The sequence below is a fragment of the Croceicoccus estronivorus genome (assembly GCF_001625325.1).
Classification (GTDB): domain Bacteria; phylum Pseudomonadota; class Alphaproteobacteria; order Sphingomonadales; family Sphingomonadaceae; genus Caenibius; species Caenibius estronivorus.
Map to the genome: position 1 here is coordinate 86567 of NZ_JRQQ01000010.1, position 23617 is coordinate 110183.

At 58.7% G+C, this 23617-nt stretch carries 24 protein-coding genes; 7 read left to right on the forward strand and 17 right to left on the reverse strand.

Features of this window, described 5'->3' with window-relative positions:
• Window positions 1-52: 52 nt before the first annotated feature.
• Both MB02_RS15095 and MB02_RS15100 read right to left on the reverse strand, forming a co-directional pair.
• Entirely contained in the window at window positions 53-739 is a 687-nt protein-coding gene (locus MB02_RS15095) for a DsbA family protein (RefSeq protein ID WP_067539537.1), read from the reverse strand.
• Window positions 736-1308, reverse strand: coding sequence for a DUF721 domain-containing protein (locus MB02_RS15100; RefSeq protein ID WP_156495544.1), 573 nt, complete (start codon window positions 1306-1308; stop codon window positions 736-738). Before MB02_RS15100 ends, MB02_RS15095 begins: the two co-directional genes overlap by 4 nt.
• Window positions 1309-1322: 14 nt before the next feature.
• Here MB02_RS15100 and mutY point away from each other — a divergent pair, with 14 nt between their 5' ends.
• The 4 genes from mutY to MB02_RS15120 all read left to right on the forward strand — a co-directional run bounded on the left by mutY (window position 1323) and on the right by MB02_RS15120 (window position 6191).
• Window positions 1323-2375, forward strand: coding sequence for an A/G-specific adenine glycosylase (mutY, locus tag MB02_RS15105; protein WP_067539540.1), 1053 nt, complete (start codon window positions 1323-1325; stop codon window positions 2373-2375).
• Window positions 2376-2402: 27 nt separating this feature from the next.
• Window positions 2403-3743 carry a serine hydrolase domain-containing protein gene (locus tag MB02_RS15110; RefSeq protein ID WP_235829541.1) on the forward strand — a complete coding sequence of 447 codons (1341 nt, stop codon included), beginning with the start codon at window positions 2403-2405 and terminating at the stop codon, window positions 3741-3743.
• Window positions 3740-4636: an NAD(+) diphosphatase gene (gene nudC / locus MB02_RS15115; protein ID WP_067539543.1), complete on the forward strand. Its 897-nt coding sequence runs from the start codon at window positions 3740-3742 to the stop codon at window positions 4634-4636. Before MB02_RS15110 ends, nudC begins: the two co-directional genes overlap by 4 nt.
• A gap of 85 nt (window positions 4637-4721) precedes the next feature.
• The gene (locus MB02_RS15120) at window positions 4722-6191 is read left to right on the forward strand and encodes a class I adenylate-forming enzyme family protein (protein ID WP_067539546.1); all 1470 of its coding nucleotides are present in this window, start codon (window positions 4722-4724) and stop codon (window positions 6189-6191) included.
• Between the two features lie 11 nt (window positions 6192-6202).
• On the opposite strand, the gene MB02_RS15125 is transcribed toward MB02_RS15120, so the two are convergent.
• Complete coding sequence (locus MB02_RS15125) at window positions 6203-6595, reverse strand: DUF1489 family protein (RefSeq protein WP_067539549.1); 393 nt, start codon at window positions 6593-6595, stop codon at window positions 6203-6205.
• A 54-nt stretch (window positions 6596-6649) separates the two neighbouring features.
• On the reverse strand, window positions 6650-8089 hold the full coding sequence (mgtE, locus tag MB02_RS15130; protein ID WP_067539552.1) for a magnesium transporter: 1440 nt from the start codon (window positions 8087-8089) through the stop codon (window positions 6650-6652).
• A gap of 158 nt (window positions 8090-8247) precedes the next feature.
• Between mgtE and MB02_RS15135 the strand changes: the two genes are divergently transcribed.
• A complete protein-coding gene (locus MB02_RS15135; protein WP_067539555.1) occupies window positions 8248-8712 on the forward strand; it encodes a peptidylprolyl isomerase in 465 nt (154 codons plus the stop codon).
• Between the two features lie 36 nt (window positions 8713-8748).
• On the opposite strand, the gene MB02_RS15140 is transcribed toward MB02_RS15135, so the two are convergent.
• The 13 genes from MB02_RS15140 to MB02_RS15200 all read right to left on the reverse strand — a co-directional run bounded on the left by MB02_RS15140 (window position 8749) and on the right by MB02_RS15200 (window position 18927).
• Window positions 8749-9522 (reverse strand): DUF3616 domain-containing protein, encoded by a 774-nt coding sequence (locus MB02_RS15140; RefSeq protein ID WP_170304754.1) that lies wholly within the window; start codon window positions 9520-9522, stop codon window positions 8749-8751.
• 322 nt (window positions 9523-9844) lie between these two features.
• On the reverse strand, window positions 9845-10732 hold the full coding sequence (locus tag MB02_RS15145; RefSeq protein WP_082826240.1) for a LysR substrate-binding domain-containing protein: 888 nt from the start codon (window positions 10730-10732) through the stop codon (window positions 9845-9847).
• 14 nt (window positions 10733-10746) lie between these two features.
• Window positions 10747-11676 carry a hemolysin family protein gene (locus MB02_RS15150; RefSeq protein ID WP_067539832.1) on the reverse strand — a complete coding sequence of 310 codons (930 nt, stop codon included), beginning with the start codon at window positions 11674-11676 and terminating at the stop codon, window positions 10747-10749.
• A gap of 8 nt (window positions 11677-11684) precedes the next feature.
• Window positions 11685-12203: an rRNA maturation RNase YbeY gene (gene ybeY, locus MB02_RS15155; protein WP_067539562.1), complete on the reverse strand. Its 519-nt coding sequence runs from the start codon at window positions 12201-12203 to the stop codon at window positions 11685-11687.
• A 46-nt stretch (window positions 12204-12249) separates the two neighbouring features.
• Window positions 12250-13284, reverse strand: coding sequence for a PhoH family protein (locus tag MB02_RS15160; RefSeq protein ID WP_067539565.1), 1035 nt, complete (start codon window positions 13282-13284; stop codon window positions 12250-12252).
• A gap of 87 nt (window positions 13285-13371) precedes the next feature.
• Window positions 13372-14706 (reverse strand): tRNA (N6-isopentenyl adenosine(37)-C2)-methylthiotransferase MiaB, encoded by a 1335-nt coding sequence (gene miaB / locus MB02_RS15165; protein WP_067539568.1) that lies wholly within the window; start codon window positions 14704-14706, stop codon window positions 13372-13374.
• Window positions 14707-14749: 43 nt separating this feature from the next.
• Entirely contained in the window at window positions 14750-15475 is a 726-nt protein-coding gene (locus tag MB02_RS15170) for a lysophospholipid acyltransferase family protein (protein WP_235829542.1), read from the reverse strand.
• Window positions 15476-15516: 41 nt separating this feature from the next.
• Window positions 15517-15939 (reverse strand): Fur family transcriptional regulator, encoded by a 423-nt coding sequence (locus MB02_RS15175; protein ID WP_067539574.1) that lies wholly within the window; start codon window positions 15937-15939, stop codon window positions 15517-15519.
• 75 nt (window positions 15940-16014) lie between these two features.
• On the reverse strand, window positions 16015-16461 hold the full coding sequence (locus tag MB02_RS15180; RefSeq protein WP_067539835.1) for a MucR family transcriptional regulator: 447 nt from the start codon (window positions 16459-16461) through the stop codon (window positions 16015-16017).
• Between the two features lie 142 nt (window positions 16462-16603).
• The gene (locus MB02_RS15185; RefSeq protein WP_328585427.1) at window positions 16604-17092 is read right to left on the reverse strand and encodes an N-acetyltransferase; all 489 of its coding nucleotides are present in this window, start codon (window positions 17090-17092) and stop codon (window positions 16604-16606) included.
• Entirely contained in the window at window positions 17092-17703 is a 612-nt protein-coding gene (tsaB, locus tag MB02_RS15190) for a tRNA (adenosine(37)-N6)-threonylcarbamoyltransferase complex dimerization subunit type 1 TsaB (protein WP_067539577.1), read from the reverse strand. The genes MB02_RS15185 and tsaB overlap by 1 nt, the downstream gene beginning before the upstream one ends.
• 16 nt (window positions 17704-17719) lie before the next feature.
• On the reverse strand, window positions 17720-18316 hold the full coding sequence (locus tag MB02_RS15195) for a malonic semialdehyde reductase (RefSeq protein ID WP_067539580.1): 597 nt from the start codon (window positions 18314-18316) through the stop codon (window positions 17720-17722).
• 32 nt (window positions 18317-18348) lie between these two features.
• A complete protein-coding gene (locus tag MB02_RS15200; RefSeq protein WP_067539583.1) occupies window positions 18349-18927 on the reverse strand; it encodes a NifU family protein in 579 nt (192 codons plus the stop codon).
• A gap of 112 nt (window positions 18928-19039) precedes the next feature.
• Between MB02_RS15200 and MB02_RS15205 the strand changes: the two genes are divergently transcribed.
• Window positions 19040-21967 carry a M16 family metallopeptidase gene (locus MB02_RS15205; RefSeq protein WP_067539841.1) on the forward strand — a complete coding sequence of 976 codons (2928 nt, stop codon included), beginning with the start codon at window positions 19040-19042 and terminating at the stop codon, window positions 21965-21967.
• Between the two features lie 154 nt (window positions 21968-22121).
• Complete coding sequence (locus MB02_RS15210) at window positions 22122-23495, forward strand: class II 3-deoxy-7-phosphoheptulonate synthase (protein WP_067539586.1); 1374 nt, start codon at window positions 22122-22124, stop codon at window positions 23493-23495.
• The last annotated feature ends 122 nt before the right edge of the window (window positions 23496-23617 follow it).

Below are 23617 nucleotides of genomic sequence, written 5' to 3' on the forward strand. Positions count from 1 at the left end.
GGCTCCGGATATGGGCTATTCCACAGATATCGGCGGCTTCAGTTGGATGGGATCAAAGGCGCGCAGCGATTTGCGGTTGCAGAGTATCCCACGTGTGCGTTCCGCTCAGCAGTACGCCGTCGATGGCAAAGCTGGGAGTTCCGGTGACACCGAGAGCATCGGCGCCGGCCTCGCTCTGGGTCGCAATACGGCGGGCGGCGGCGTCATCGGAAAGACAGCGGTTGGCCGCGACACGGTCATATCCACGTTTCGTCATGATGTCGTAAAAGCCGACATCGCTGGCGATCGCGCGCATCCGTTGCCCCATGGGGCCACTGCGCCAGCGCACTTGGGTGGCACTGCTTGCCGATGTCACACGGGGGAGCCATTCGTCCTGATTACGGAGAATGGCGGCGTGATTGCCGAAAAACTTGTCCTTCGGGCCGCATTCGGCAAGCAGAGCGGCTGCCAGGTCCACCGGATTGCGGATGACATGGCGAACTTCGACTGAAACCAGCCCAGGATTGACATAGGCAAGCTGTATTGCGCCATCCGCTTCCTTCTGGAAATGCGCGCAATGAGGACAGGTGTAGCTGACGAATTCCATCAAGGCGATTTTCGCATCGGGATTGCCCATGCGGTAGCCGCCTGCATCCGTTTTGGCGACGTATGTAAGCCATGAAGGATGCGTCGCTGCCACCGAGAGCAGGGCAACGGCGGCGAGAGCACAGAATGTGAGGGCTTTCGGCAGTATTTTCACTCTTTCCCATCCTCCTTGCCGCCCAGGCTCCGGGCGAGCGATTCAAGCACTGTGCGCAGTTCGGAGTCCCCGATGTCGCGCAAGCTATCACCCAGTTCCATCGGGATAGGTTTCAACGAAGGCGGCGCGCTGGCGCGCTTTTGAGCATCGGGTGCCTTAACCACACCTTGCCGAAGCTTGACCCGGGCGACGGCATTGTATCCGAAGAAGCGATTTACCCGTTCGATGATTTCCGGAATGACTTGCTGAATCAGGGGGGCGTGTGCGGGTTTCACCACCAGTTGCAGGATGCCTTCGCTTTTCTCGCCGGGCGGAAAACGTATCGCCTCCGGCACGCATGCGCGGGCGTGGACTTCGCCGACGATCTCCGGCCAGCGGGTAACGACGCTCGATTGGACGAAACCGAAGCGGCGAAAGGCTGTGCGTCCGATTTGAGGCATGAGATCGCCAATCGCGCGGGCCTGCCCCCCGCGTGGACGCTCATACGGCTTCGCCGTTTTGCCGCCTGGCTTGCTTTTCGCGCTGCGTTTCGGTTTCGGTTCGTCCGGTTCCATTGCGTTGTTCGCCATGCCATAGCCGATGGATGGAGGATAGTGCTTCGACCAAACTGCTCGACTGGTATGACACCCATGCGCGTACATTGCCCTGGCGCAGCCCGCCGGGCGTGCAGCGGCCATTCGACAGGAACTGGCCCTATCGGGTGTGGCTTTCCGAAGTGATGCTGCAGCAAACTACTGTCGCGGCGGTTATCCCCTATTTCGAAACTTTCATCCGGCGTTGGCCGGATGTGGAGGCTTTGGCTTCTGCACCGGAAGAAGACGTCATGGCCGCATGGGCGGGGCTTGGATACTACAGCCGGGCACGCAATCTCGTGGCTTGCGCCCGCGAGGTTGCAGCAAAGGGAGGCTTTCCGGAAACGGAAGCGGAGCTCCTGCAACTGCCGGGCCTGGGCGCATATACCGCGGCTGCGGTCGCTGCGATTGCATTCGGGCAACGCGCGGTCGTGGTTGACGCCAACGTGGAGCGCGTGGTGGCGCGCCTATTCGCAATAGCGGAGCCGCTTCCTGCTGCACGCAAGCGGATTCGTGAATGTGCAGACCAGATTACGCCTGACACGCGGTCAGGCGATTTCGCACAGGCCATGATGGATCTGGGGGCGACGATCTGCACCTCACGCGATCCCAAATGTCTGCTTTGCCCGTTAACAGGCAATTGTGCGGCAAGGGCGGGAGGTGACCCGGCGAGTTTCCCGGTCAAGGCACCGAAAAAGGCACGCCCTGAACGGCATGGAACGGCCTACTGGATCGTGCAAGGCAGAGAAGTGTGGTTGGTCCGCCGTCCGGGGAAGGGAATGCTGGGTGGTATGCGTTCGCTGCCCGACGACTCGTGGTCCGCACGGAAGAATGGGCATGGGACGGCCCCCATAGCTGGCGCGTGGCGTTCGGGAGGGGTGGTTCAGCATGGCTTCACACACTTTTCGCTCCATCTCTCGGTCGCATTGTACGATGGCCAGACCCCGTTGTCGGCCTTGGATGATGCGGATGGAGAATGGTGGCCGCTTGACCGGCTGGATGATGCCGGGTTGCCAACCGTGTTTGCCAAAGCTGCGCGGCTGGCGCTCGCCCAACTGGTATGAGCGGACGTTCAAATGGGAGCCGGTTTCATGCGCGATGTAATGCCAGACTTTGAAAGCGGGGCAGGAACGGGAATGGGCAAGACCGGTCCGGCTCTGTCCCGTCGTGCTCTCCTCGGGCAGGGCGTGATGCTTGGTGCCTCGCTGGCTCTGGTTCCGCAATTCGCGCTCGCGGAAGTGGCATCATGGCCTGGTGTAACCCGTTATGCCGATAATTACGTTCGCACCGGCAAGGTGGCCGGTGCCGTTGCCGCCATGGGTGTGGGGCAGGAAACATTGGACGTCATTGCCCGAGGCAGGCGGACGCTCCAGGGCGGTGTGATCGACGGAGACAGCCTCTTTCGCATCTATTCCATGACCAAACCGATCACCGGCATGGCGGCCATGATGCTGATCGACGAGGGGCTGCTGGAACTCGATCAACCGCTGGCGGAAATTCTGCCGAAATATGCGCATATGCAGGTTCAACGTGTCGCTGACGGTTCGGTAAGCGATCTGGTGCCCGCAGAACGGCCTATCACCATACGACACCTGCTCACCCACACCTCGGGCCTCGGTTATTCGATTGTGCAGCAAGGGCCGATCAAGGCGGCGTATGTGCAAGCCGGGCTTGTTCCGGGGCGGATCAGCCGTTTGCCGCTCGCCGAAATGTTCGGTGCCGGCAACACGATGCTGACCTTGGCCCAGTTTGCCGATCGGCTGGCAACGATGCCGCTGGTCTATCAGCCGGGTACGAAATGGAGCTATTCGGTTGGGCTGGATCTGATCGGGCGGGTAATCGAGGTGGTATCGGGGCAATCATTCGATGCATTTCTCCAGCAACGCCTGTTCGATCCGCTGGGCATGACCAGCACGTTTTTTCGGGTCCCGCAGACTGAAGTCGGCCGATTGACGACCAATTACGGCGTGCTCGGCGGTGTGCTGCTGCCTCTTGATCCGGCAGGAGCGTCGGTTTTTCTGAACGAACCGGCGTTTCCGTTCGGCGGGTCCGGACTGGTCAGCAGCCCACGCGACTATGATCGTTTCCTTCGTATGTTGCTTGGTTTCGGGAAATTCGAAGGCAGGCGTGTAATGGCGGAGAGCGCCGTAAGGATCGGCACCAGCAATCTTCTGCCAGATGGGATCAGCACGGTGGGCACGTTTGCGACCGGAGGGGGCTTCGGAGCAGGCGGTCGCGTCGGGCTGGGACGAGAGGCCGGGACGTTCGGCTGGGCCGGTGCGGCGGGAACTATTGCTTTCGCTGATCTAAAACGCGGTTGGCGTGGCGGCTATTACACGCAATACATGCCGGCCTCGGCATATCCGATCCAGAAGGAGTTTCCCGAAGTGGCGATGAAGGATGCATTGGCGGCCCTTGGGGTGAACGCATGATGGACGCACTGATTGGTTTTGTCGGGCAACCGCTCGATCGTGCTGACCATATCCGCAACGATCCCGAAGCGCTGGAGGCGCTCAAGGACGAACGCGCATTGCTGCTGCTGCTCGAAGGGCTCGATCCGGTGATGGACGATGACAATCGTCTTCAGTGGGGTTCATTGTCCGACGCGCCAACGGGGGCGGAGCTCGTTTTTCTGGGTCTCATGGATGGCCGGGTCTGTTTTGCGGCGGTTCCCTCCGCGGGGGAGGGCGGCCCGCTCAATATGGGTTCGTCGATCCGCCGCGTCATGGGCGGGATGCCATCCATCGATCTCGCACTTTACGGAATGGCCCGCAGTGTTGTCGATTGGCATGCCCGGCATCGTTTCTGCGCGCAGTGTGGAGGCTCGACTGTTCCGGCCAAGGGCGGTTGGCAGCGTGATTGTTCCTCGTGCAAGGCGCAGCATTTCCCGCGGGTCGATCCGGTGACCATCATGGTGGTCGAACATCGTGGGCGCCTGCTGCTGGGGCGTCAGCCGCGTTTCCCGGAAGGGTTCTATTCTGCGCTTGCAGGCTTTGTTGAGCCCGGTGAGACGGTGGAGGAGGCTGTCGCGCGCGAAGTCATGGAAGAAGCAGGCGTGCGTGTAAACAACGTCGATTATGTGATGAGCCAGCCCTGGCCATTCCCGTCACAGCTCATGATCGGCTGCTATGCACGGGCAGAAGATGACAGATTGATCGTGGATCGCACCGAACTGGAGGATGCGCGCTGGTTCACGCATGAGGAAGTCGCTCGTGCCGTGGCGGGGCAGGCTGAACAATCGCTAGAAGGTGCCCCGTTCGTCCCACCTCCGCCGGTTGCGATTGCCCATCATCTTCTGAAATGGTGGTTGAGGCGCGACAACTGAGACTTGCCTTGCCAGCCGTTTCTGTCAGCTTCTCTATTTCAGGCATTAGACCGGTCCATGATCTGCAAGCAGGAGGTTTTGGCACATGGCTGACATTCTGGCCGAATTTGTAGCGAACCTCAGATCGGGCCTTCTCGACGGTGATGACAGTGCGATCATCCTCCATACTCCGGGTGAAACCTATACCCGTGCGGAATTTCGGGAGCTGGTGGCCAGTCTTGTAGTCGGTTTGCAGGATGCTGGTGTAGGTCCGGCCAGTCGGTTGGTATATCATTTTCCAGAGGCGCGGGCGCTTGGCGCTGCGCTGCCGATTGCCGCTTATTTTCTTGGTTTTTCATATATGCAGGCCAAGCCCGCGTTCGATTACGAAGATCTGGTTGCAACCCATTTCATAAAAGATCCCGTTTCACCGCAGCTTTCGCTGCATGGTGCACAAGCCATGGCAACGCTGGAGTTTGGGGTTACTCGACGCGTCAGTAACGCAGCAGATGTCATTACACGCTGCCCGGGCCCGTCATCGGGCGAAGATGTCGGACCGATTATTCCTTCATCGGGCACCACAGGAATTCCGAAGGCCGTGCCGGTCGGGTTCAGGGCTCTCGCGATATACTGCACGAAAGCTCCGGCCGCTCACCCGGAAATCGTCCGTAGCGCCTCTTTGTTTCCTACGGCTTCCCTTGGGGGACTGATCAGGCTCATGGTCGGCATCGCGGGTGGGGGAAGCTATTTCGATGCCTTTGGCGCGGACGCTGAACGAATACTACATTACCGTCCCGAGACTTTGGCGGGATCTCCAGCGCAGATTGCATCCTTTATCCGGCAATGCAGACCTCTGATGAGCGAACCATTGCCCAGGGCAACTTGTGGCGGTGGTTTTTTGTCCGCGCCTCTTGCGTTGGCGATGAGCAAACACTTCCGCGAAGTTTATGTTGGTTATGGAGCTTCGGAGGTTGGTGCGATCTGTGAGATGCTCGTAGAGCAGGGCTACCAGCCGGGAGTAGTGGGTACGCCGTGGTCAGGCTGTGAGGTTCAGGTTGTCGATGGGAATGACGATCCAAGGCCCGTCACAGATGTGGGTGCCGTCCGCCTGCGCAGTGGTACGATGTGCCATGGGTATCTGGGGAAATCGGATGTTCACGATGCAGAGAGTTTTCGTGACGGCTGGTTCTACCCTGGTGACCATGGGCGGCTGTTACCGGATGGCCGTTTGCAGATCGTGGGGCGTGAAGCCGATCATCTCAATATCGGCGGAGTTAAAGTCAACGCATTGATCATCGACGAAATTATGGTTTCGGCGGAAGGAGTGAAAGACGCTGCCTGCTTTATTCTGCCCGGTGAAATGGGGATTGGCCGGCTGTCGGCGATGATCGTGCGGGAGGACGGCTTCGATATCGAAGTTATCAAGCAGAATATTGTCGCCGCTTTTCACGGCGATCCACGTACCCGGCCGACAATGGTGCCTCGGCATATCTTTTCTGCAAGTGCGCTGCCGCGGAATGAAAATGGCAAGATCATGCGGCATGTGGCCACCAAATTGGCTGGGCAACTGGCATAGCACGCAGGGGGCTAGACCAGTCCGAGTTTGGCCAATTCCTTTACCAGATGGCTGGGCAGAACATCGCCCTGTATCTCGCCGGAACCGAGATCGGGTGGGGCATCTTCCGGCTTGAGATAGCGCCAACCCTGATGCGCGCGCTTGGCTCTGGGTTCGACGGGAATGAGGCGCGGTTCCAGCATGATGTTCCAACGGCCATCATCACGTTGCGTAAAGCCGCGAATTGGGCTGCGCCCGACCAGCGTGTGGTCGAAAATCCAGTAGAGTGAGCCGCCAAGCATCTCTTCATGCCGCTTGGGCAAGTAGCGTGTCGTGGCAAAGGCATCAGGGAGACGCTCCAGCCATCCGCGCAGATCGTCCACGCTTTTTGCCCCAAAGGCGATCTTGGTCATGTGCAGGGCCATAAATGGCAAATTAGGCAGACTGTGGCAGCACGCAAGGCTTGAACGATAGGGCGTCTAGGCCAGCCCGACGACCACGGCCAGCCCGAGGAACGAGAAGAAGCCCATAACGTCGGTTGCCGTAGTCACAAAAACGGCAGATGAGACGGCGGGGTCGATCTTCAGGCGCTCCAGTGTGACAGGTACCATGATCCCTGCCAGCCCTGCGGTCAGGTTGTTGATTATCATCGCGGCGCCAATCACCGCGCCGAGGAGGGGGTATTGGAACAGCAGGGCGGTGCCGCTGCCGATCAGCAGGCCGAGGGCTGCGCCATTGGCAAGCGCAATCCGCAACTCGCGCCCGATCATCCTGACGGTATTCGAACTGGTGAGCTGGTTGGTGGCAAGTGCGCGTACGACCACGGCCAGCGTTTGTGTTCCGGCATTGCCGCCCATCCCGGAAACAATCGGCATGAGTACGGCGAGCAACGCAAATTTCGTGATCGCGCCCTGAAATAGCCCGACGACGGACGACGCCACGATTGCTGTGCCGAGATTGACCACCAGCCATGACAGGCGTGAACGGACAGTGAGGACGATGGGTTCGTTGATGTCGCCATCGCCTGCGCCAGACAGGCGCATGATGTCTTCGCTGGCTTCTTCCTGAATGATATGCACGACGTCATCGACCGTGATCTGGCCGACGAGGCGGCCGCCATCGTCCACAACCGCTGCCGAGATTAGCGCGTACTTCTGAAAGCGCAGCGCAACCTCTTCCTGATCCATGCTTACCGGGATCAGAGTTTGATCGCGCTGCATCACATCGGTCAGTGGGATATGGCGGGGTGTCCGCAATATCCAGCTCAGCTGGCATGTGCCGACCGGACGATGCTGTGGATCGACAATGAACGCTTCCCAGAATTCGGTCGTCAGGTCGCCATTGTCGCGCAGGTAGTCGATCAGATCGCCGACTGTGAGATGTTCGGGCACCGCGACCAGATCGCGCTGCATCAGGCGGCCAGCGGTTTCTTCCGGATAAGCCAGCGCGGATTCGATCGCGGCCCGGCCTTCCGGCTCCATCTTGGCGAGAATCGCCTGCTGGTCTTCCGGTTCGAGATCCTCGATCAGCTGGACGGCATCGTCGGTTTCCAGCTGATCGGCAATTTCGGCCACTGCGTCCGGAGTGAGCGATTCGACCAGTTCTTCCCGCACATAGTCGTTCAGTTCACTGATCACCTCGGCGGTCATCAGGTCGGTGATCGACCGTGCGAGCTGGCGCCGCTGCTCCGGCTGAAGCAATTCGAAAAGATCGGCGATGTCTGCGGGGTGCAATGGCTCGACGAGGCTATAAGTCTCGTCAGCGTCGCCTTCATCCAGAGCTTCGCGGACTTGCTCGACGAAATCGTGTTTCAGCCGGTCTTCGTCGTCGAGGCGATCCTCGCGGGTCGTATCGACCGAAGAGTCGTCCCGGGGGAGGGACTCGTCCAGAACAGTATCGTCGAAATCGTCTGCTGCCATGCAGCGGGGTGTAGGTTTGTGCAGCGCAAAAGCAACCCAATATCAGGGCACGGCGATGCGAACATTCCCCGTTGTCCCAAATGCGATGCGAAATTGCGTGGGGAGTGACTTTGTCGTTCGCTTGCCTATATCGGTGCGCAAACTTCAGGAGATACCCGATGTCCGATCAAAAGCTTACCCTCACGCTCGATACCAATAACGGAGAGGGGGGCGATGTTGTAATCAAGTTGCGCCCCGATCTTGCGCCGGGCCATGTCGCGCGGATTACCGAACTTGCCAACGAAGGTTTCTACGATGGCGTCACCTTCCACCGTGTGATCCCCGGTTTCATGGCGCAGGGCGGTTGCCCCAACGGCACCGGGATGGGTGGCTCGTCCAAGCCGGACCTGCAGGCTGAATTCAACGATGCGCCGCACGTGCGTGGAACGTGCTCAATGGCACGCACATCTTATCCGCATAGCGCAAACAGCCAGTTTTTCATCTGCTTTGACGATGCCAGCTTCCTCAACAAGCAGTATACGGTGTGGGGCGAGGTCGAGAGTGGAATGGAACACATCGACGCCTTGCCGAAGGGTGAGCCGCCTGCGAATCCGGGCAAGATCGTCAAGGCTACCGTTTCCTGAATTCGCGGGGCCGCAGTCTTCTGACTTGATCGCGGCCTAGTGTTCGGTTTTCAAAATGCGGCCGCGAAATACCTTGGCTGAGGTGTTCGCGGCCGTTTTGCATCTGTCAGTGCCATCATCGCTCATGACCATAAGCGTATCACTGGTCAGAAATACGGCACTTTCCGGAACGAAGTCCTGCCAGCCTGCTTGATCCGCCGCAGGTTGCGCGGGGCTTTGCCCATCCCAGTGATAAAGTGCGAAATTGCGCCCTGTATCGACCGGGCCGGCAACAACGATGTAACCGCCTGCTGGATCAGCCTCGATGCTGCGGATACCTCTGCCACCGAGGTCGAGAAGGAAGGGGGCTGAGAAGCGTGGCCTTTCTGCTCTGGCTAGAACGGCTTGTGGGTTTCCCAAATTCGCAACGATTGCCTTTCCCTCGGCAAGCGGGCTGCGCAAGCCAATGAGCAATCCGCCATCTGGTGTTGAGGCGAGGCCCTCGATATTGATGCCGCCTGCTTTGGGTGGCAATTGCCGCTTTTCCGCCTCTGACAAACCCAGAGAGGCTATGCGCGGATCGGCGAGCAAATCGGACAACAAACGCTTGTAGGGCTTCCCGGCCATCGTGAGATGTCTGTCATCCCATTGCGTGGCAAAAAGGAGGTGGCGCGCTTCCCTGACCTTGCCGTTCGCGTTGCGGCCGTGAGAGGATATCCAGTAAATTGTGTCACCGATCCGGGCCGCTGCTTCAAGGTCTGCCTCCTGATCGTGCTCAAGGCCGAGTTTGCGGCCTAATTCCAGTTCCCAGACCGGCAGGTGAATAGACACGCAGAATGTTATCCTCGTCATTCGCGGTAATGAGGAGATCGGGTGAAAGCGCCGCTGCCGCAGAACCGTCGCAGGTCCCGGTGAATGTCTGGATGTCCATGGATGGCGGTGGTGCTTGAGCGGAACCCGTCACTGGCAGGCAGAGCATTGAGAGACCTGCCAGCAAGCTCAAAATAAGGAGGTCCTTTCTCCGATAAGCAAAGGCCTTGGTCATGTGCGGAGAATCCGTTTCTTGCGGTGACAGGCATTGCTGCCCCGCTATTCAGTTCAAAACGGCCGGGCTTCTTTGCGCACAATATGACCTTGGTGTGACAAAATCGAATCAAAGACCGGCATGCACCAGCCACTCATAAAAGATGCGAACCGGGCGTTGTTCCAGAGCTTTGGGGCGACAGACGAACCAATAGCTGTAGGGGCTTTCGACTTCCTGCCCAGGGAACAGGCGTGCCAGACGCTTGTCCGCTGCGCGGCGGAAGTGATCGTCATGCATGATGGCGATACCCAGACCTTGTGCCGCTGCTTCCAGCAGCAGCTGTCCAGAATCGAAATGGTCGATTGCTACGGGATCGAGGTCCGGCAATCCTACGGCTTCTTTCCAGGCACCCAGACTATCCGGCATTTCCTGATGGACGAGAAATGTCTGGTGCGAGAGAACTTCCGCACTGGGCGTCTCGCCGATTTCATCGGCAAGATCCTGTGCGCAAATAGCATAGACCTGATTGTGATCCAGCCGAAAGGCATGGAGCGATGGATCTGGCTGTTTTACGAGAAGAATAGCGCAATCCAGAGTATCACCCACGCGCGCCTCGAGATGCGGGCTGGTGTCCATATCAATGTGCAGGCGGGGATGTAGCTTGCGCAATTCCGGCAGGCGAGGAAACAGGCGCTGGCTGCCGAAAAGGGGCAGCATTCCCAGATGAAGCCGCCAGAGAGTCAGATTCTCTGACTGATCTTCCACCGCAGCGGCGAGCGCTTCGAGGTGCGGCGAGACAGCATCGTAGAATGCGCGACCTTCATCGGTCAGTTGCATTGATTGGCGTGCGCGGGTGAACAGCTTTTTGCCCGTGAATTCTTCCAGATTGGCAACCCGGCGGGACAGGGCCGATGGCGACAGGGCGAGCTCTTCCGCCGCCGCGCGGGCGGAACCCAGGCGGACAATGCGCACGAAGGCTTCGAGCGAGCGCAGCGGCGGTAAGCGTCGCGTTGGCACTGTCGATCCGATTCCTAATCTATGCTTTCGCTGTTATCGTCCGTTACCGGCGGATGAAGCCGCAACCGTGTGACATGACGTTCGTCACCGTCGGTCACCTCAATGCGCCATCCGCTATCATGTTCCAGCACTGCACCCACAGGCGGTACCTGCCCGGCCAGTACAAATGTCAGGCCGCCAAGAGTATCTACAGCTTCGTCCACTTCGGCAAGTCGCGGATCGACCTTTTTCGATATGTCATCCAACTCGGCCCTGGCATCGGCATCCCACATCCCATTCCCAATGGAGACAATGAGTTCCTGGGGGGCATCATCGTGTTCGTCTTCGATATCCCCGACGATCTCTTCCACCAGATCCTCGATCGTGATGATGCCATCGACGCCCGAGTATTCATCGACGACGACCGCAAGGTGAATGCGGCGGCTGCGCATGTCGGCCAGCACATCCAGTGCCCCACGGGACTGCGGGACATAGAGTGGCTGGCGCATCAGGATCGTCCAGTCGGACGGTGGTGGCGTGCCCTTGGCAAGATAGGTGAAGATGTCCTTCACATGGATCATGCCGATTACCGAATCGAGCGTGTCGCGATAAACGGGCATGCGGGAGTGGCCGTGTTCCGCAAAACTGGCGACCAGATCGTCCCAGGATGCATCGGCGGACACGGCAATGATCTCGCCACGCGGTATGGCCACGTCATCGGCGTCGTGTTCGCTGAAATGGAGCAGGTTGCGTAGCATCTGCAATTCTACGGGGGAAAGGTCGCCGTTCCTCCCTGCCGCAGATGTCTCGCTATGCTCTTCCTCATGTTCGTCGATCGCTTCTTCGATCTGCGCGCGCAACGACTGGTCGCCGCCTTCGCCTTCGAAGAAACGCCGGATGACGCGCCACAGGCTGTGCCTACTGTCCGCGTCTCCCGTGCTATCGCCTTGCCTGCTTTCGGGCATGGCCACTTTCAATTCCCCTCAATAGTGTGGTGGTCGCCATATGGGTCTGCAATTCCAAGAATCGCAAGCGCCTTTATTTCCAATTCTTCCATCGCACGCGCATCTTCCGGTGAGGTCTCGTGATCGTAGCCTGCCAGATGGAGCAGTGCGTGAGTGATCAAATGTGTGGTATGCGCCTTCACCTCGATAGCTTTCTCGACAGCTTCGCGGATGCAGGTTTCATAAGCAAGAGCGATATCGCCGAGCAGTTCGGGTGGGCCGCCGATTGCATCCGTGCCGGACAGGGCAAGCAATTCCTCACGCTCCAGCATGGGAAATGACAGGACGTTGGTGGGTTTATCCTTGTTGCGCCATTCACGGTTGAGCGTTCGGACTTCGGCGTCCGAGGTAAACAGCAGGCTGGTTACCAGAAGCGGATGAGAAAGCTCGGGTGCAACCTGCGCGACGGCATCGGCCGCATCCATCGCCAGGCCATTCCAGTCCACCGTGTCAGGCCACGGCTCTTCAATGTCGATTTCCAGGTCCAACTGATGTTCCGCCAGTCCCGTGAATACAGGGACGCCTCTATACTATTCAGGCGTCCTTGCCTTCATATGCTTCGACAATCCGCCCCACGATCGGGTGACGCACGACATCCGCGGCAGTAAAGCGAGTGATGGCAATTCCATCGACTCCTTCGAGCCGTCCAACTGCGTCCTGAAGGCCGCTCAGCGACACACCGCCTGGAATGTCCACTTGCTTGGGGTCGCCGCAGATGACCATCCGGCTGTTCATGCCGAAGCGGGTGAGGAACATTTTCATTTGTTCGCGTGTGGTATTCTGTGCCTCGTCCAGAATGACGAAAGCATCAGCGAGGGTGCGCCCGCGCATGAAGGCGATCGGGGCGATTTCAATTTCGCCGCTCGCCAATCGCCGCTCAACCTGTTCCGGCGGCATGCAATCATACAGCGCATCGTAAAGGGGGCGCAGGTAAGGGTCGACCTTGTCCTTCATGTCGCCTGGCAGAAAGCCCAGTCTCTCGCCGGCCTCGACTGCTGGCCGTGAAAGAATCAGACGTTGGACACTGCCGGTGATGAGCTGGCTGACCGCCTGGGCAACTGCCAGGTACGTCTTGCCGGTACCCGCCGGCCCCAAGGCGAAGATCATGTCGTCCCGGGCCAGTGCCTTCATATACTCGATTTGTGTGGCGGAGCGCGGAACGATCGTCTTGCGTCGCGTGCGGATCATGATCCCGCCGCCCAGAGGGTCCTTGCCTGAAATGATACCGTCCAATGTCGGCTCGCTGGACATCGCTATGAGTGATTCGACGGCCCCGGCATCGAGTTCCTGCCCTTCAAGCAGGCGCCGATGCATGCCTTTGAGGACATCGCGGGTACGAGCCACCGAATCTTCGGAACCTTCGATCAACACACGATTGCCGCGGGCGCTGATATAAACGCCCAGGCGGTTCTCAAGCTGTACGAGGTTGGCATCGAATTCACCGAACAACGCGCCAAGCACGGTTTGTTCTTCAAATTCCACTTCAGCTCGCGCTCGCCGTGGCGAGGCGCGATCAGCGGGGCGGATCAACGCCGAATCGGAGTCGGCGCGTTGCGGTTTACGGCCCATGCGCTCCTTTCAACTGGTGCAGGCTGAAGATAATGCGCGTTTGGCCAAGGGCAAGCTGGCAGATGAAAGTGTACGGTGGATAACCGCTCAGACGGTGGCCGGAACAAGCAGGCGACCCGACAATGAATTGGGGCCTGCCTCGGCCAGTTCCACTGTCGTCAGGTCACCGATACCGGCATCGCCGGTGAAATGCACCGATTGCAGCCATGGCGATTTGCCCAGCCATTGGCCGGGGTATTTGCCCTTGCGTTCGACCAGCACTTCGCAGGTTTTCCCCACAGAGGCCTGGTTGAAGGCCAGCTGATCGCGATTGATGGCAGCTTGCAGCCGCTGGAGCCGCTCGTCCATCACCTCTGCCGCAATCGTATCTTCCATATCGGCAGCGGGTGTCCCCGGACGAGCGGAATATTTGAAGCTGTAGGCTTGTGCGTAACGCACTTCGTCGACCAGCGAGAGGGTGTCTTCAAACTCGGCTTCCGTTTCACCCGGGAAGCCGACGATGAAATCGCCTGACAAGGCGATGTCGGGCCGCGCTGCACGGAAGCGTTCGAGCAGTTTAAGATAGCTGTCCGCCGTATGGCTGCGGTTCATGGCCCTCAACACTCTGTCTGATCCGCTTTGGACCGGCAGATGCAGGTAAGGCATCAATTTGGGTTCTTCGCCATGCGCCGCAATCAGCCCGTCGGTCACGTCCATCGGGTGACTGGTTGTGTAGCGAATCCTTTGTAAATCAGGCAGTTTGGCAAGGGATCTTATCAATCCATCGAAACTGACGGCTTGGCCCGCCGCATTTTCGCCCGACCACGCATTCACATTTTGTCCCAGCAGTGTGATTTCACGCGCACCGTTTTCGACCAGCCTTTCCGCCTCGGCAACCAAATCCTTGAAGGGCCGAGAAATTTCTGCGCCGCGCGTATATGGGACAACGCAATATGTGCAGAATTTGTCACAGCCTTCCTGTATGGTCAAAAAGGCTGCCGGGCCGATCCGGCGGCGCTGGGGAAGTTGATCGAACTTCGCATTCGCGGGCATATCCGTGTCGGTCGCACGCTCACCCTTCGCTGCCTTGTCGAGCAGAACTGGCAAGCGATGGTAAGCCTGAGGTCCGACCACCATGGAGACGGCGGGGGCGCGAGCCATGATCTCTTCCCCTTCCGCCTGTGCAACGCATCCGGCAACAGCGATAAGCGGCTTGGAACCGTCGACCTTTGTGAGGCGCCCGATATCGGAATAGACCTTTTCCGCTGCTTTCTCGCGAATGTGGCAGGTATTGAGCACCACCAGATCGGCGTCCTGCCCTTCGGCAGCGGCAGTCATGCCCCTGTCAGCCAGCAATTCGGCCATGCGCTCGCCATCATAGACGTTCATCTGGCAGCCGAAGTTTTTGACCCGGTACGTCTTGGGGGTGGTGGGATTAGGCATGGCGCGCGCGTTTAGGGGAAAAGCGGGCTTTCGTGAAGGGGGCTCACGCACGCGCCATCTCTCGATCAATTGCTGCACCGGCTTCAGCAGCCATCTCCTTGCGGCTGTTCAGGGCATTGTCTGCGAGCGGGGTCAAGAAATGGACCTCCACCTTGATGGGGCGCCATCGCGCCAGGATGCGAATGAAATTGGCAATTCCGCTCTCTTCCCCATACCAGGCTATCGCTTGTGCTTCCGCTCCGTAATCGAGGAATACGGGCTGGACCGAGACGCCTGCGGGCAGAGGTTCAACTGCGGCCAGCAGGGCGGATTTAAACGGCAGAAGAGATTGTCCATTGCCGGTCGTTCCCTCGGGAAACAGTGTGAGCGCCCCAGTGTCGTCAAGGGCATGGCGGACCTGTTCCGCCTGAGCCGCAACGCTGGTTCGGCGGTGGCGGGCCACGAAGACGGTATCGTTCATTGCGCAAAGCTGTTTGAGAACGGCGATTTGGGCCAGTCCGTCATGCGCGATGAAAGCGCTGCCGCTGACTGAGGCAATGGCAGGTATGTCCAGCCAACTCAGGTGATTGGCAAGAAAGAGTGTGCGTTTGCGTGGAGTGCCGCTTCTTTTGACCCGAAGGCCTGCAATCCATCCCACGCCGGCCAGGAAGATGCGAGGCCAGAAACGAGGGCGGCGAAGAAGTCGCCACAGATAATAAAGCGGTATGCAGGCCAGCAGGAGAACCAGCATTGATGTGATCCGAATGGCTACCAAAGCCAGACCGGGCAAGCTGATTGTTCCTGAAGGCCGTGCTGTACTGGACGTAAGCGTCAATCCTCGCGGTCGAGGCGGACGCCGTAAAGTTCCATCCGGTGATCGACCAGGCGATAGCCCAGCTTCTCCGCAATCTGGCGCTGGAGCGCCTCCAGTTCCGGGTCGACAAATTCGACGACCCGTCCCGTTTCAACGTCGATCAGATGGTCATGGTGAGCCTCTGGCACGGCTTCGTAACGGGCGCGGCCGTCTCCGAAATCATGCCGGTCGAGAATGCCTGCCTCTTCAAAGAGCCGCACTGTGCGATAGACCGTGGCGATGGAAATGCCGGGGTCGATGGCCGAAGCCCGCTCATGCAGTTTTTCGACGTCGGGATGGTCTTCACTTTCCGAAAGGACACGAGCGATGACGCGCCTTTGGTCGGTGATTCTCAAGCCGCGATCATGGCAGAGTTGTTCGATATCTATTGCCTGGTGCAAGGTAACCCCTCGGGCAAAATGAAACGCCCCGCTACCTTAGCCGGGCAGGGCGTTTCTCACAAGCGGAGGGAGGACTTACTTCCCGGTCGAGCGCGGTTTGCGGCCACGCTTCTGGCCAGGCTTACGGCCCAGGCCAATTTTCTTCGCCAGTTCGCGGCGGGTTTCGGCATAATTGGGTGCCACCAGCGGGTAATCGGAACTGAGACCCCAGCGGGCGCGATATTCTTCAGTGGTCAGCCCGTGATCGGTGGACAGGTGCCGCTTGAGCATTTTCATTTTCTTGCCGCATTCGAGGCAGACGACATGATCGGGTTTTACCGAAGACCGAATAGAAACGGCAGGTTCAAGTTTTTCTTCAACTACAGGGGCAGTGTTGCCGAGCTCTGAAAGGGCTCCGTAGACATTGGCGATCAGTGAAGGAACATCTTCAACCGTTACGCTATTGTTCGAAACATGCGCTGCAACGATGTCGGAAGTTAGCGTAATAAGAGTTTCCTTCATGTCGTTCTCAATGCTTTCCATGTCTTTCCTCATTATTTTTAACGACCACGTATATTCGAAATTATCAAAACTATATGGATTCGGTGCGGGCCCTTGCACGCGTGCCTAAGAATTTTCAAGTGTACGTATTATTAATATCGACGAACGGAGCAAAAAATCATCCTTACACACATGCCAGCAATTTTTCGAAAGTCAGAGCATCTGTGCGAGCGCCGTTGGCACCTCTGTAGTACTGTGGGCGTCTGCCAATCGGTGTAAAGCCAAATTGGCGGTAGAGATTTTCTGCTGTATTGCCGTCTCTCATTTCAAGGAGAAGGCGTGTCGCTCCGTGTAAATGGGAATCTTCCTGAAATAATTCCAGCAGGTTATTGCCAATGCCGCGGCGACGGGCTTCGGGCTTTACCGCGAGGAGGAGCAATTCTGCTTCGTCGAGTACGCCGCGCGCCATGAAAAAGCCCGCGGCGGAGACGCCTTCTGCCGGAGGGGCTCCCCGGGCATCAAGCAAGCCGTAGCGGCAATTTCCGACCATCAAGGCATCCGATACCTGCCGACGTGTCCAAGCCTCGCCAAAGGCAGGATCGAATGCAACAGCCATCACGTCCATGATTCGGTCGATGTCGTCAGAAGGGAAGACGGGAGGGCTCATCGGCATCAGTCCGGTATCTTGGCGTCTGGCGGGCGACCGTAAAGGGGAGCGGGTTCGGGCACCAGAACACCTTCAGCGAGCAACGGGAATTGCCGCGCATCCGGAAGAAGGGGCAGGGCATGGCCTTTTTTGCGCAAGGCGCACAAGGCCTCTGCCTGGCTGCCGGCTACAAGAGTGGCGTTCGCGGTGTTGCTGGCATCTTGTGGGCGTAGAGAAGCCAAAGGTGCATCCGGTTCACCGAATGCGTCGAAATTTTGCAGAAACCACTCGCCATGCCCGCCGGTCATAACGACAGTGACGGGCTGGTCCCCGGCCTCATTGCGCGCCATGGCGGCTATTAGTGCCAATGTGGGGTAGCCGATCACATCTGCCCCCCATGCCAGAGCCAACGCGCGCGCGGCGGCAAGGCCAATTCTGACACCGGTAAAGCTACCGGGCCCGAGCGAGACCGCTATCCGGTCTGCTCGCCCCTGGTGCGGCAGGCGGGCTATCATGGGGATCAGATGCTCGGCATGGCCACGACCGAGCATGGCGCATTCGCTCCCCACGAGCACATCACCTTCGAACAGAGCAGCTGAACAGTTTTCAGTCGCGCAATCTATCGCGAGAGTCCGCACGCCCTATCGTCCGCCGTCAAAGAATAGTGTTGAAAGTATCGAATTCAGGCCTTGGGCTGCGCGCAAAAATAGAATCCTTGTCGCCATAGCCAATAGAGCAAATGAAATTGGCCTTGACCTTGGCCTGATCAGCAAAGAATTCCTGCGTCACGCCTTCTTCATCGAAGCCGGACATCGGGCCACAATCGAGGCCGATCGCCCGAGCGGCCAGCATCAGATAGGCGCCTTGTAATGAGGAATTGCGCAAGGCGTGGCGTGTCCGCCCTTCCGCATCGCCAGCATACCAGCTTTTCGCGTCCGTATGGGGGAACAGCCAGGGCAGTTCCTCGTGAAAATCCTGATCCATGCCAATAACCACGCAAACAGGCGCGGTCAGGATTTTCGACTGATTGCCTTGCGAGGCGTGTGCGGCGAGGCGGGCCTTTGCTTCAGGTGAACGACACCACACAAACCTGCTGGGCTGCATGTTTGCGGCTGTCGGCCCCATTTTCAGTAATTCGTATATTCGATGGATGTCGGCGTCGCTGACATCTTGATCGAGCCAGCCATTAAAGCTGCGCGCTGTGCGGAACAACTGGTCGAGGGCACTATCCGGTATGGCTTCGGTCGTCATCGCTGAACTCCTGTTGTGACGGAGCGTGAGGCTTAGGCGGCGCGCACTTCAGTTACCTCGGGGACATAATGCTTGAGCAGCGATTCTATGCCGTTCTTGAGCGTTGCAGTGGACGAAGGGCATCCGGAACAGGCACCTTGCATAGTCAGATACACGATGCCTTCGCGAAAACCGCGATAGACTATATCGCCGCCGTCACCTGCCACCGCCGGGCGCACGCGGGTTTCCAGCAGTTCCTTGATCTGGTCGACGACATCAGCGTCGGCGGGATCGTCTCCGAAGTCTTCTGCGTCCTGCGTGGGAATTGCGATTGCATCCGCGCTACCACCCGCGAAGAGCGGAGCCTCGCTGATGAAATGATCAAGCAGGATGGAGACGACCTGCGGCTTCAATTGTCCCCAGTCCGCTCCGGGCCCAGCCGTAACAGAAATAAAATCCGAACCGAAGAAAACCCCCGTCACTTCCCCGGAATCGAACAGGGCACTGGCAAGCGGCGAACTTTCCGCTGCTTCGGGCGAGGTGAATTCACGCGTTCCCGCCTCCATCACTTTCCTGCCGGGCAGAAATTTCAGTGTGGCCGGATTGGGCGTAGTTTCGGTTTCAATATACATGATCCACGCGATGTAGGGACCATTGTCTGCCGGTCAACCCGCGATCGCATCTGCCTGGGTCGAAGCAGCCTATTCACTGGTCCTTCATCGTTGCCCTTTCTATAGCGTTGGCATGACCAGATTTGCACGGCTGTTTGCGGCGCTCGCTTTCCTCTTCTCTGCACTCCTTGCCGGACAGGTGACTGTCGCGCAGGCACGACAGAGTGCGCAAGCGCCTGTGCAGTCGCCTGTGCCGTCGATAGAGAAGGACGATCCGTGGATCTACCGGGGCACAGATATTCCCCATGATCCGGAATGGGTTTTCGGTACACTGAAGAATGGTCTGCGGTACGCGGTCCGCCACAATGAAGTACCTCCGGGCCAGGTTTCCATCAGAATTATTGTCGATGCCGGCTCGCTTTATGAAAGCGAGAACGAACGGGGCTACGCTCATTTGCTCGAGCATTTGCTGTTCCGTCAGTCGAAATATCTCGGTGTTGCGGAGGCTATTCCGACCTGGCAGCGTTTGGGTGCCACATTCGGCAGCGACACCAATGCGCAGACCACCGCCACTCAGACGGTTTACAAACTCGATTTGCCGAACGCGAATGCGACTGGGCTCAACGAGAGTTTTCGTCTGCTTTCCGGTATGGTGCGCGATCCGGTATTGAGCCAGACCAATATCGACACGGAAGTGCCGATCGTATTGGCCGAAAAACGTGAGAGGGGCGGGGCCGCCAAGCGTGTCGGGGACGCTACGCGGGAAACATTCTTTGCAGGTCAGCCTTTGGCCGTGCGTGCGCCCATCGGAACCGAGAAGGCATTGAAAGGTGCCACGGCGAAGACTGTGCAGGCATTTCACGATCGTTGGTATCGACCCGAAAACGTGGTGATCGCGGTGGTCGGGGATGCAGACCCGATGAAACTTGCTGCCGAAATCGAGCAGTGGTTCGGTGACTGGCAAGGGGAAGGTCCCTTGGCGGCTGCGCCCGATTTCGGTTCGCCCAAAGCGCCGGCAGGGGTTGATCCCGCCAATCCGGTGGGTAGGGCCAATGTGGTCGTTGAACCCGATCTGCCGCGCAATATCGGCTATGTCATTTTGCGGCCCTATGTGCAGGTCGTCGATAATATCGAGTATAATCGTGGGTTGATGCTGGACGCGATCGCGCAGGCGATCATCAATCGCAAACTTGAAGAACGCGCCCGGGCAGGTGGCAGTTATCTTTTTGCACAAGTCAATCAGGACAAGATAAGCCGTTCCGCCGATGGAACATTCGTCAATTTCACGCCGCTTGGCAGTGACTGGCGAGCCGCCTTGGCCGATGTCCGGGGCGTCATCGCAGATGCCTTGGCCAATCCCCCGAGCCAGGCTGAAATCGATCGTGAACTGGCGGAATACGATGTGGCATTCGCCAGTGCGGTTGAAGAACGTGCGGTAATGGCCGGATCCAAGCTGGCCGACGATATCGCTTCGGCTGTCGATATTCGCGAAGCCGTGGCGACCCCGGAGACGGTGTTGCAGGTGTTTCGCGATATGCGCGCCCGTTTCACGCCGGAGGCGATCCGGGAACATACACGTCAGCTTTTTTCCGGTACTGTGATCCGGGCGGCCATGAATACCCCTGTTGCTGGAGAGGCGGACGCGGAATCGCTGCGTCAGGCCTTGTTGAAACCCGCTGATGCCAGTGGGGGGAGCAAGGGGGCGGTCAAGTCACTGACTTTTGGCGATTTACCCTCCATCGGCACGCCTGGGACAGTCGAGAAAAGCGTACCGACCGGCATAATGCAGATTGAATGGCTGCAATTGTCGAACGGTGTCCGGGCCCTCATCTGGCCGAACAACGCGGAGCCGGGACGGGTCAATGTGCAGGTCCGGTTCGGTTCGGGCTATCGTGGTTTCACTGCCGCGGATGCCCCATATATCCAGTTGGGTCAGATGGCGTTGGTCGGTGCCGGTCTTGGGCCTCTGGGCCAGGATGGGCTGGATCGAATTTCCACCGGACGCAAGATGGGCTTCGATTTCCAGATCGAGGATGCGGCTTTCCAGTTCAGCGCGGAAACCCGTGCGGCGGATCTGGAAGATCAGCTCTACCTGTTTGCGGCCAAGCTGGGGATGCCGCGATGGGACGAGAATCCGGTGCTGAGAGCCCGTGCTGCGGCACAGATGCAATATGAAAGCTTTGCCACTGCTCCGGGGGGGATCCTGCAGCGCGATCTCGACTGGTTGCTGTCAAATCGCGACGCGCGTTTTGCCACTCCCGATCCCGAGGCGATGGCGAAGACCACGCCACAGGGTTTTCGCAAGGTTTGGGAACCGTTGCTGAAGCAAGGGCCGGTCGAAGTGATCATGTTTGGTGATTTCAAGCGTGAAGACGGTATTGCCGCATTGGAAAAGACTTTCGGAGCATTGCCTGCTCGGGAGCCAATCCCGGCTGATGCTGCGGCTCGCACTGTTGCGTTCCCTGACCCCGTCGATGCGCCGACGGTTCTGCATCACCGTGGTGATCCAAATCAGGCGGCGGCGGTAATCGCATGGCCCAGCGGAGGCGGCTCTGCCGGGTTGAGTGAATCGCGTCAGCTCGAAATTCTCGTGCAGTTGTTCAACAATCGTTTGTTTGACGCCATGCGCGAGCATGCAGGTGCCAGCTATGCGCCGCAGGCCACTTCGGACTGGCCGGTGGATATGCCCGGTGGTGGCCGCATCATGGCGTTTGCTCAGCTCGAACCAAAGGCTGTGCCGATGTTCTTTGCCGAGGCGAAGAGGATTGCGTCCGAGCTGGCTGCCGCGCCGCCGAGTACCGACGAGCTGGAGCGGATTACGGAGCCTCTGCGGCAAAAGATCAGCCGGGCGTCCACTGGCAACGCCTTCTGGATGTATCAGCTTGAGGGGGCGAGCTACGATCCGGTACGTGCGGAAAAGCTGCGCAGCCTGTTAAGCGACTACACCGAAACTACTCCCGAAAAGATGCAGGAGCTTGCCAGAAAATATCTGACCAGCCGTCCCGGATGGCGGGTGGCAGTGATTCCAGAAGGCCAGGAACTGGCCACATCCGCCGATTGAGCAGGCTCTCCCGATCACTGTGAGTGGTTTTCCACGCTGGCCTTGGGCGCTCGCGCTCGCTATGGGGCCACGCAGTTAGATTGATCCCTATATGGGTGGCGGGCACGTCCCGCACAGTTCCGGTGGCCCCGGAACATGAATTTGGAGAGTAACTGTGGCCAAGAACTGGACCCCGGATGGATGGAAAGCCTTCGAGGCAAAGCATCTGCCGAAGTATGAAGACCCGGCCGTGCTGGAAGCGGCTGAGAAAACGCTCGCTACTTATCCGCCGCTCGTGTTCGCAGGTGAAGCGCGTGCGTTGCAGGCTGAATTGGCGGAAGTGTGCCACGGGCGTGGTTTCCTGCTTCAAGGCGGGGATTGCGCTGAAAGTTTTGCCGAATTCCATCCGAATAACATTCGCGACACTTTCCGTGTGTTGTTGCAAATGGCCGTCGTGCTGACGTTTGCCAGCAAGCAGCCCGTGGTGAAAGTTGGCCGTATGGCCGGCCAGTTCGCGAAGCCTCGTAGTGCGCCGACCGAGAGCCAGGGCGAAATGGAACTGCCGAGTTATTTCGGCGACATCATCAACGGGATCGAGTTCCAGCCGGATAGCCGGATGAACGATCCGCAGCGGATGATCCGCGCCTATTCCCAGGCGGCGGCCACGCTCAACCTGCTGCGGGCGTTTGCCGGCGGCGGGTATGCGAATCTGCGTCAGGTTCATCAGTGGACGCTGGAATTCATGGGTCGCAGCCCATGGGCGGAAAAGTTCAAGGATATTGCCGATCGCATCGGCGAAGCTCTGGATTTCATGGAGGCTTGCGGGATTGATCCGAAGACCGTGCCGCAGCTTCAGGCGACCAGCTTCTACACCAGCCATGAGGCATTGTTGCTGCCGTATGAGGAAGCCCTGACCCGTCAGGATTCGCTGACCGGGGAATGGTATGACACCAGCGCCCACATGCTGTGGATCGGCGATCGTACTCGCTTCGAAGGGTCTGCTCACGTCGAATACCTGCGCGGTGTCGGTAACCCGATCGGGATGAAGTGTGGCCCGAGTCTGGAACCGGATGCCTTGCTGCAAATGCTCGACACGCTGAATCCCGGCCGTGTACCGGGACGCATGACGCTGATCAGTCGTTTCGGCCACGACAAGGTCGAGGCAGGACTGCCTCGCCTCGTCCGTGCGGTTCAGCGCGAAGGACATCCGGTGGTTTGGTCATGTGACCCGATGCATGGGAACATCATCAAGTCGGAAAGCGGCCTGAAGACGCGGCCTTTCGATCGCATCCTGTCGGAAGTGAAAGGCTTCTTCGCTGTACACCGGGCAGAGGGCACGCATGCTGGCGGTATCCATATCGAGATGACGGGTCAGGACGTGACCGAATGTACCGGCGGTGCCGTTGCTATCACCGATGAGGCATTGTCCAGCCGTTATCGCACTCATTGCGATCCCCGGCTGAATGCGGCCCAATCCCTGGAACTTTCATTCCTTCTGGCAGAAATGCTCAATCTGGAAGCGGAACAGCGCCGGGCCGCTGCCGCCTGACCGTATGATCTTTGCCCGACAGTGCTGATTGTTTCGGTGCTGTCGGGCTTAGGTTAAGTATTATCCCCTATACGGTCGTTGCGCAGGCCGAAATGCAAAAACCTTACGTTGTACCCCTTAAC

Bases quoted from the DNA above. Each gene is read 5' to 3' on its own strand.
- MB02_RS15180 (WP_067539835.1), bottom strand. From the start codon at position 16,461: ATGGAAAGCATTGAGAACGACATGAAGGAAACTCTTATTACGCTAACT.
- mgtE (WP_067539552.1), bottom strand. From the start codon at position 8,089: ATGGCAGCAGACGATTTCGACGATACTGTTCTGGACGAGTCCCTCCCC.
- MB02_RS15100 (WP_156495544.1), bottom strand. From the start codon at position 1,308: ATGGCGAACAACGCAATGGAACCGGACGAACCGAAACCGAAACGCAGC.
- MB02_RS15160 (WP_067539565.1), bottom strand. From the start codon at position 13,284: ATGGGCCGTAAACCGCAACGCGCCGACTCCGATTCGGCGTTGATCCGC.
- mutY (WP_067539540.1), top strand. From the start codon at position 1,323: ATGGAGGATAGTGCTTCGACCAAACTGCTCGACTGGTATGACACCCAT.
- miaB (WP_067539568.1), bottom strand. From the start codon at position 14,706: ATGCCTAATCCCACCACCCCCAAGACGTACCGGGTCAAAAACTTCGGC.
- MB02_RS15110 (WP_235829541.1), top strand. From the start codon at position 2,403: ATGCGCGATGTAATGCCAGACTTTGAAAGCGGGGCAGGAACGGGAATG.
- nudC (WP_067539543.1), top strand. From the start codon at position 3,740: ATGATGGACGCACTGATTGGTTTTGTCGGGCAACCGCTCGATCGTGCT.
- MB02_RS15195 (WP_067539580.1), bottom strand. From the start codon at position 18,316: ATGACGACCGAAGCCATACCGGATAGTGCCCTCGACCAGTTGTTCCGC.
- MB02_RS15120 (WP_067539546.1), top strand. From the start codon at position 4,722: ATGGCTGACATTCTGGCCGAATTTGTAGCGAACCTCAGATCGGGCCTT.
- MB02_RS15185 (WP_328585427.1), bottom strand. From the start codon at position 17,092: ATGCCGATGAGCCCTCCCGTCTTCCCTTCTGACGACATCGACCGAATC.
- MB02_RS15200 (WP_067539583.1), bottom strand. From the start codon at position 18,927: ATGTATATTGAAACCGAAACTACGCCCAATCCGGCCACACTGAAATTT.
- MB02_RS15205 (WP_067539841.1), top strand. From the start codon at position 19,040: ATGACCAGATTTGCACGGCTGTTTGCGGCGCTCGCTTTCCTCTTCTCT.
- MB02_RS15125 (WP_067539549.1), bottom strand. From the start codon at position 6,595: ATGGCCCTGCACATGACCAAGATCGCCTTTGGGGCAAAAAGCGTGGAC.
- MB02_RS15135 (WP_067539555.1), top strand. From the start codon at position 8,248: ATGTCCGATCAAAAGCTTACCCTCACGCTCGATACCAATAACGGAGAG.
- MB02_RS15150 (WP_067539832.1), bottom strand. From the start codon at position 11,676: ATGCCCGAAAGCAGGCAAGGCGATAGCACGGGAGACGCGGACAGTAGG.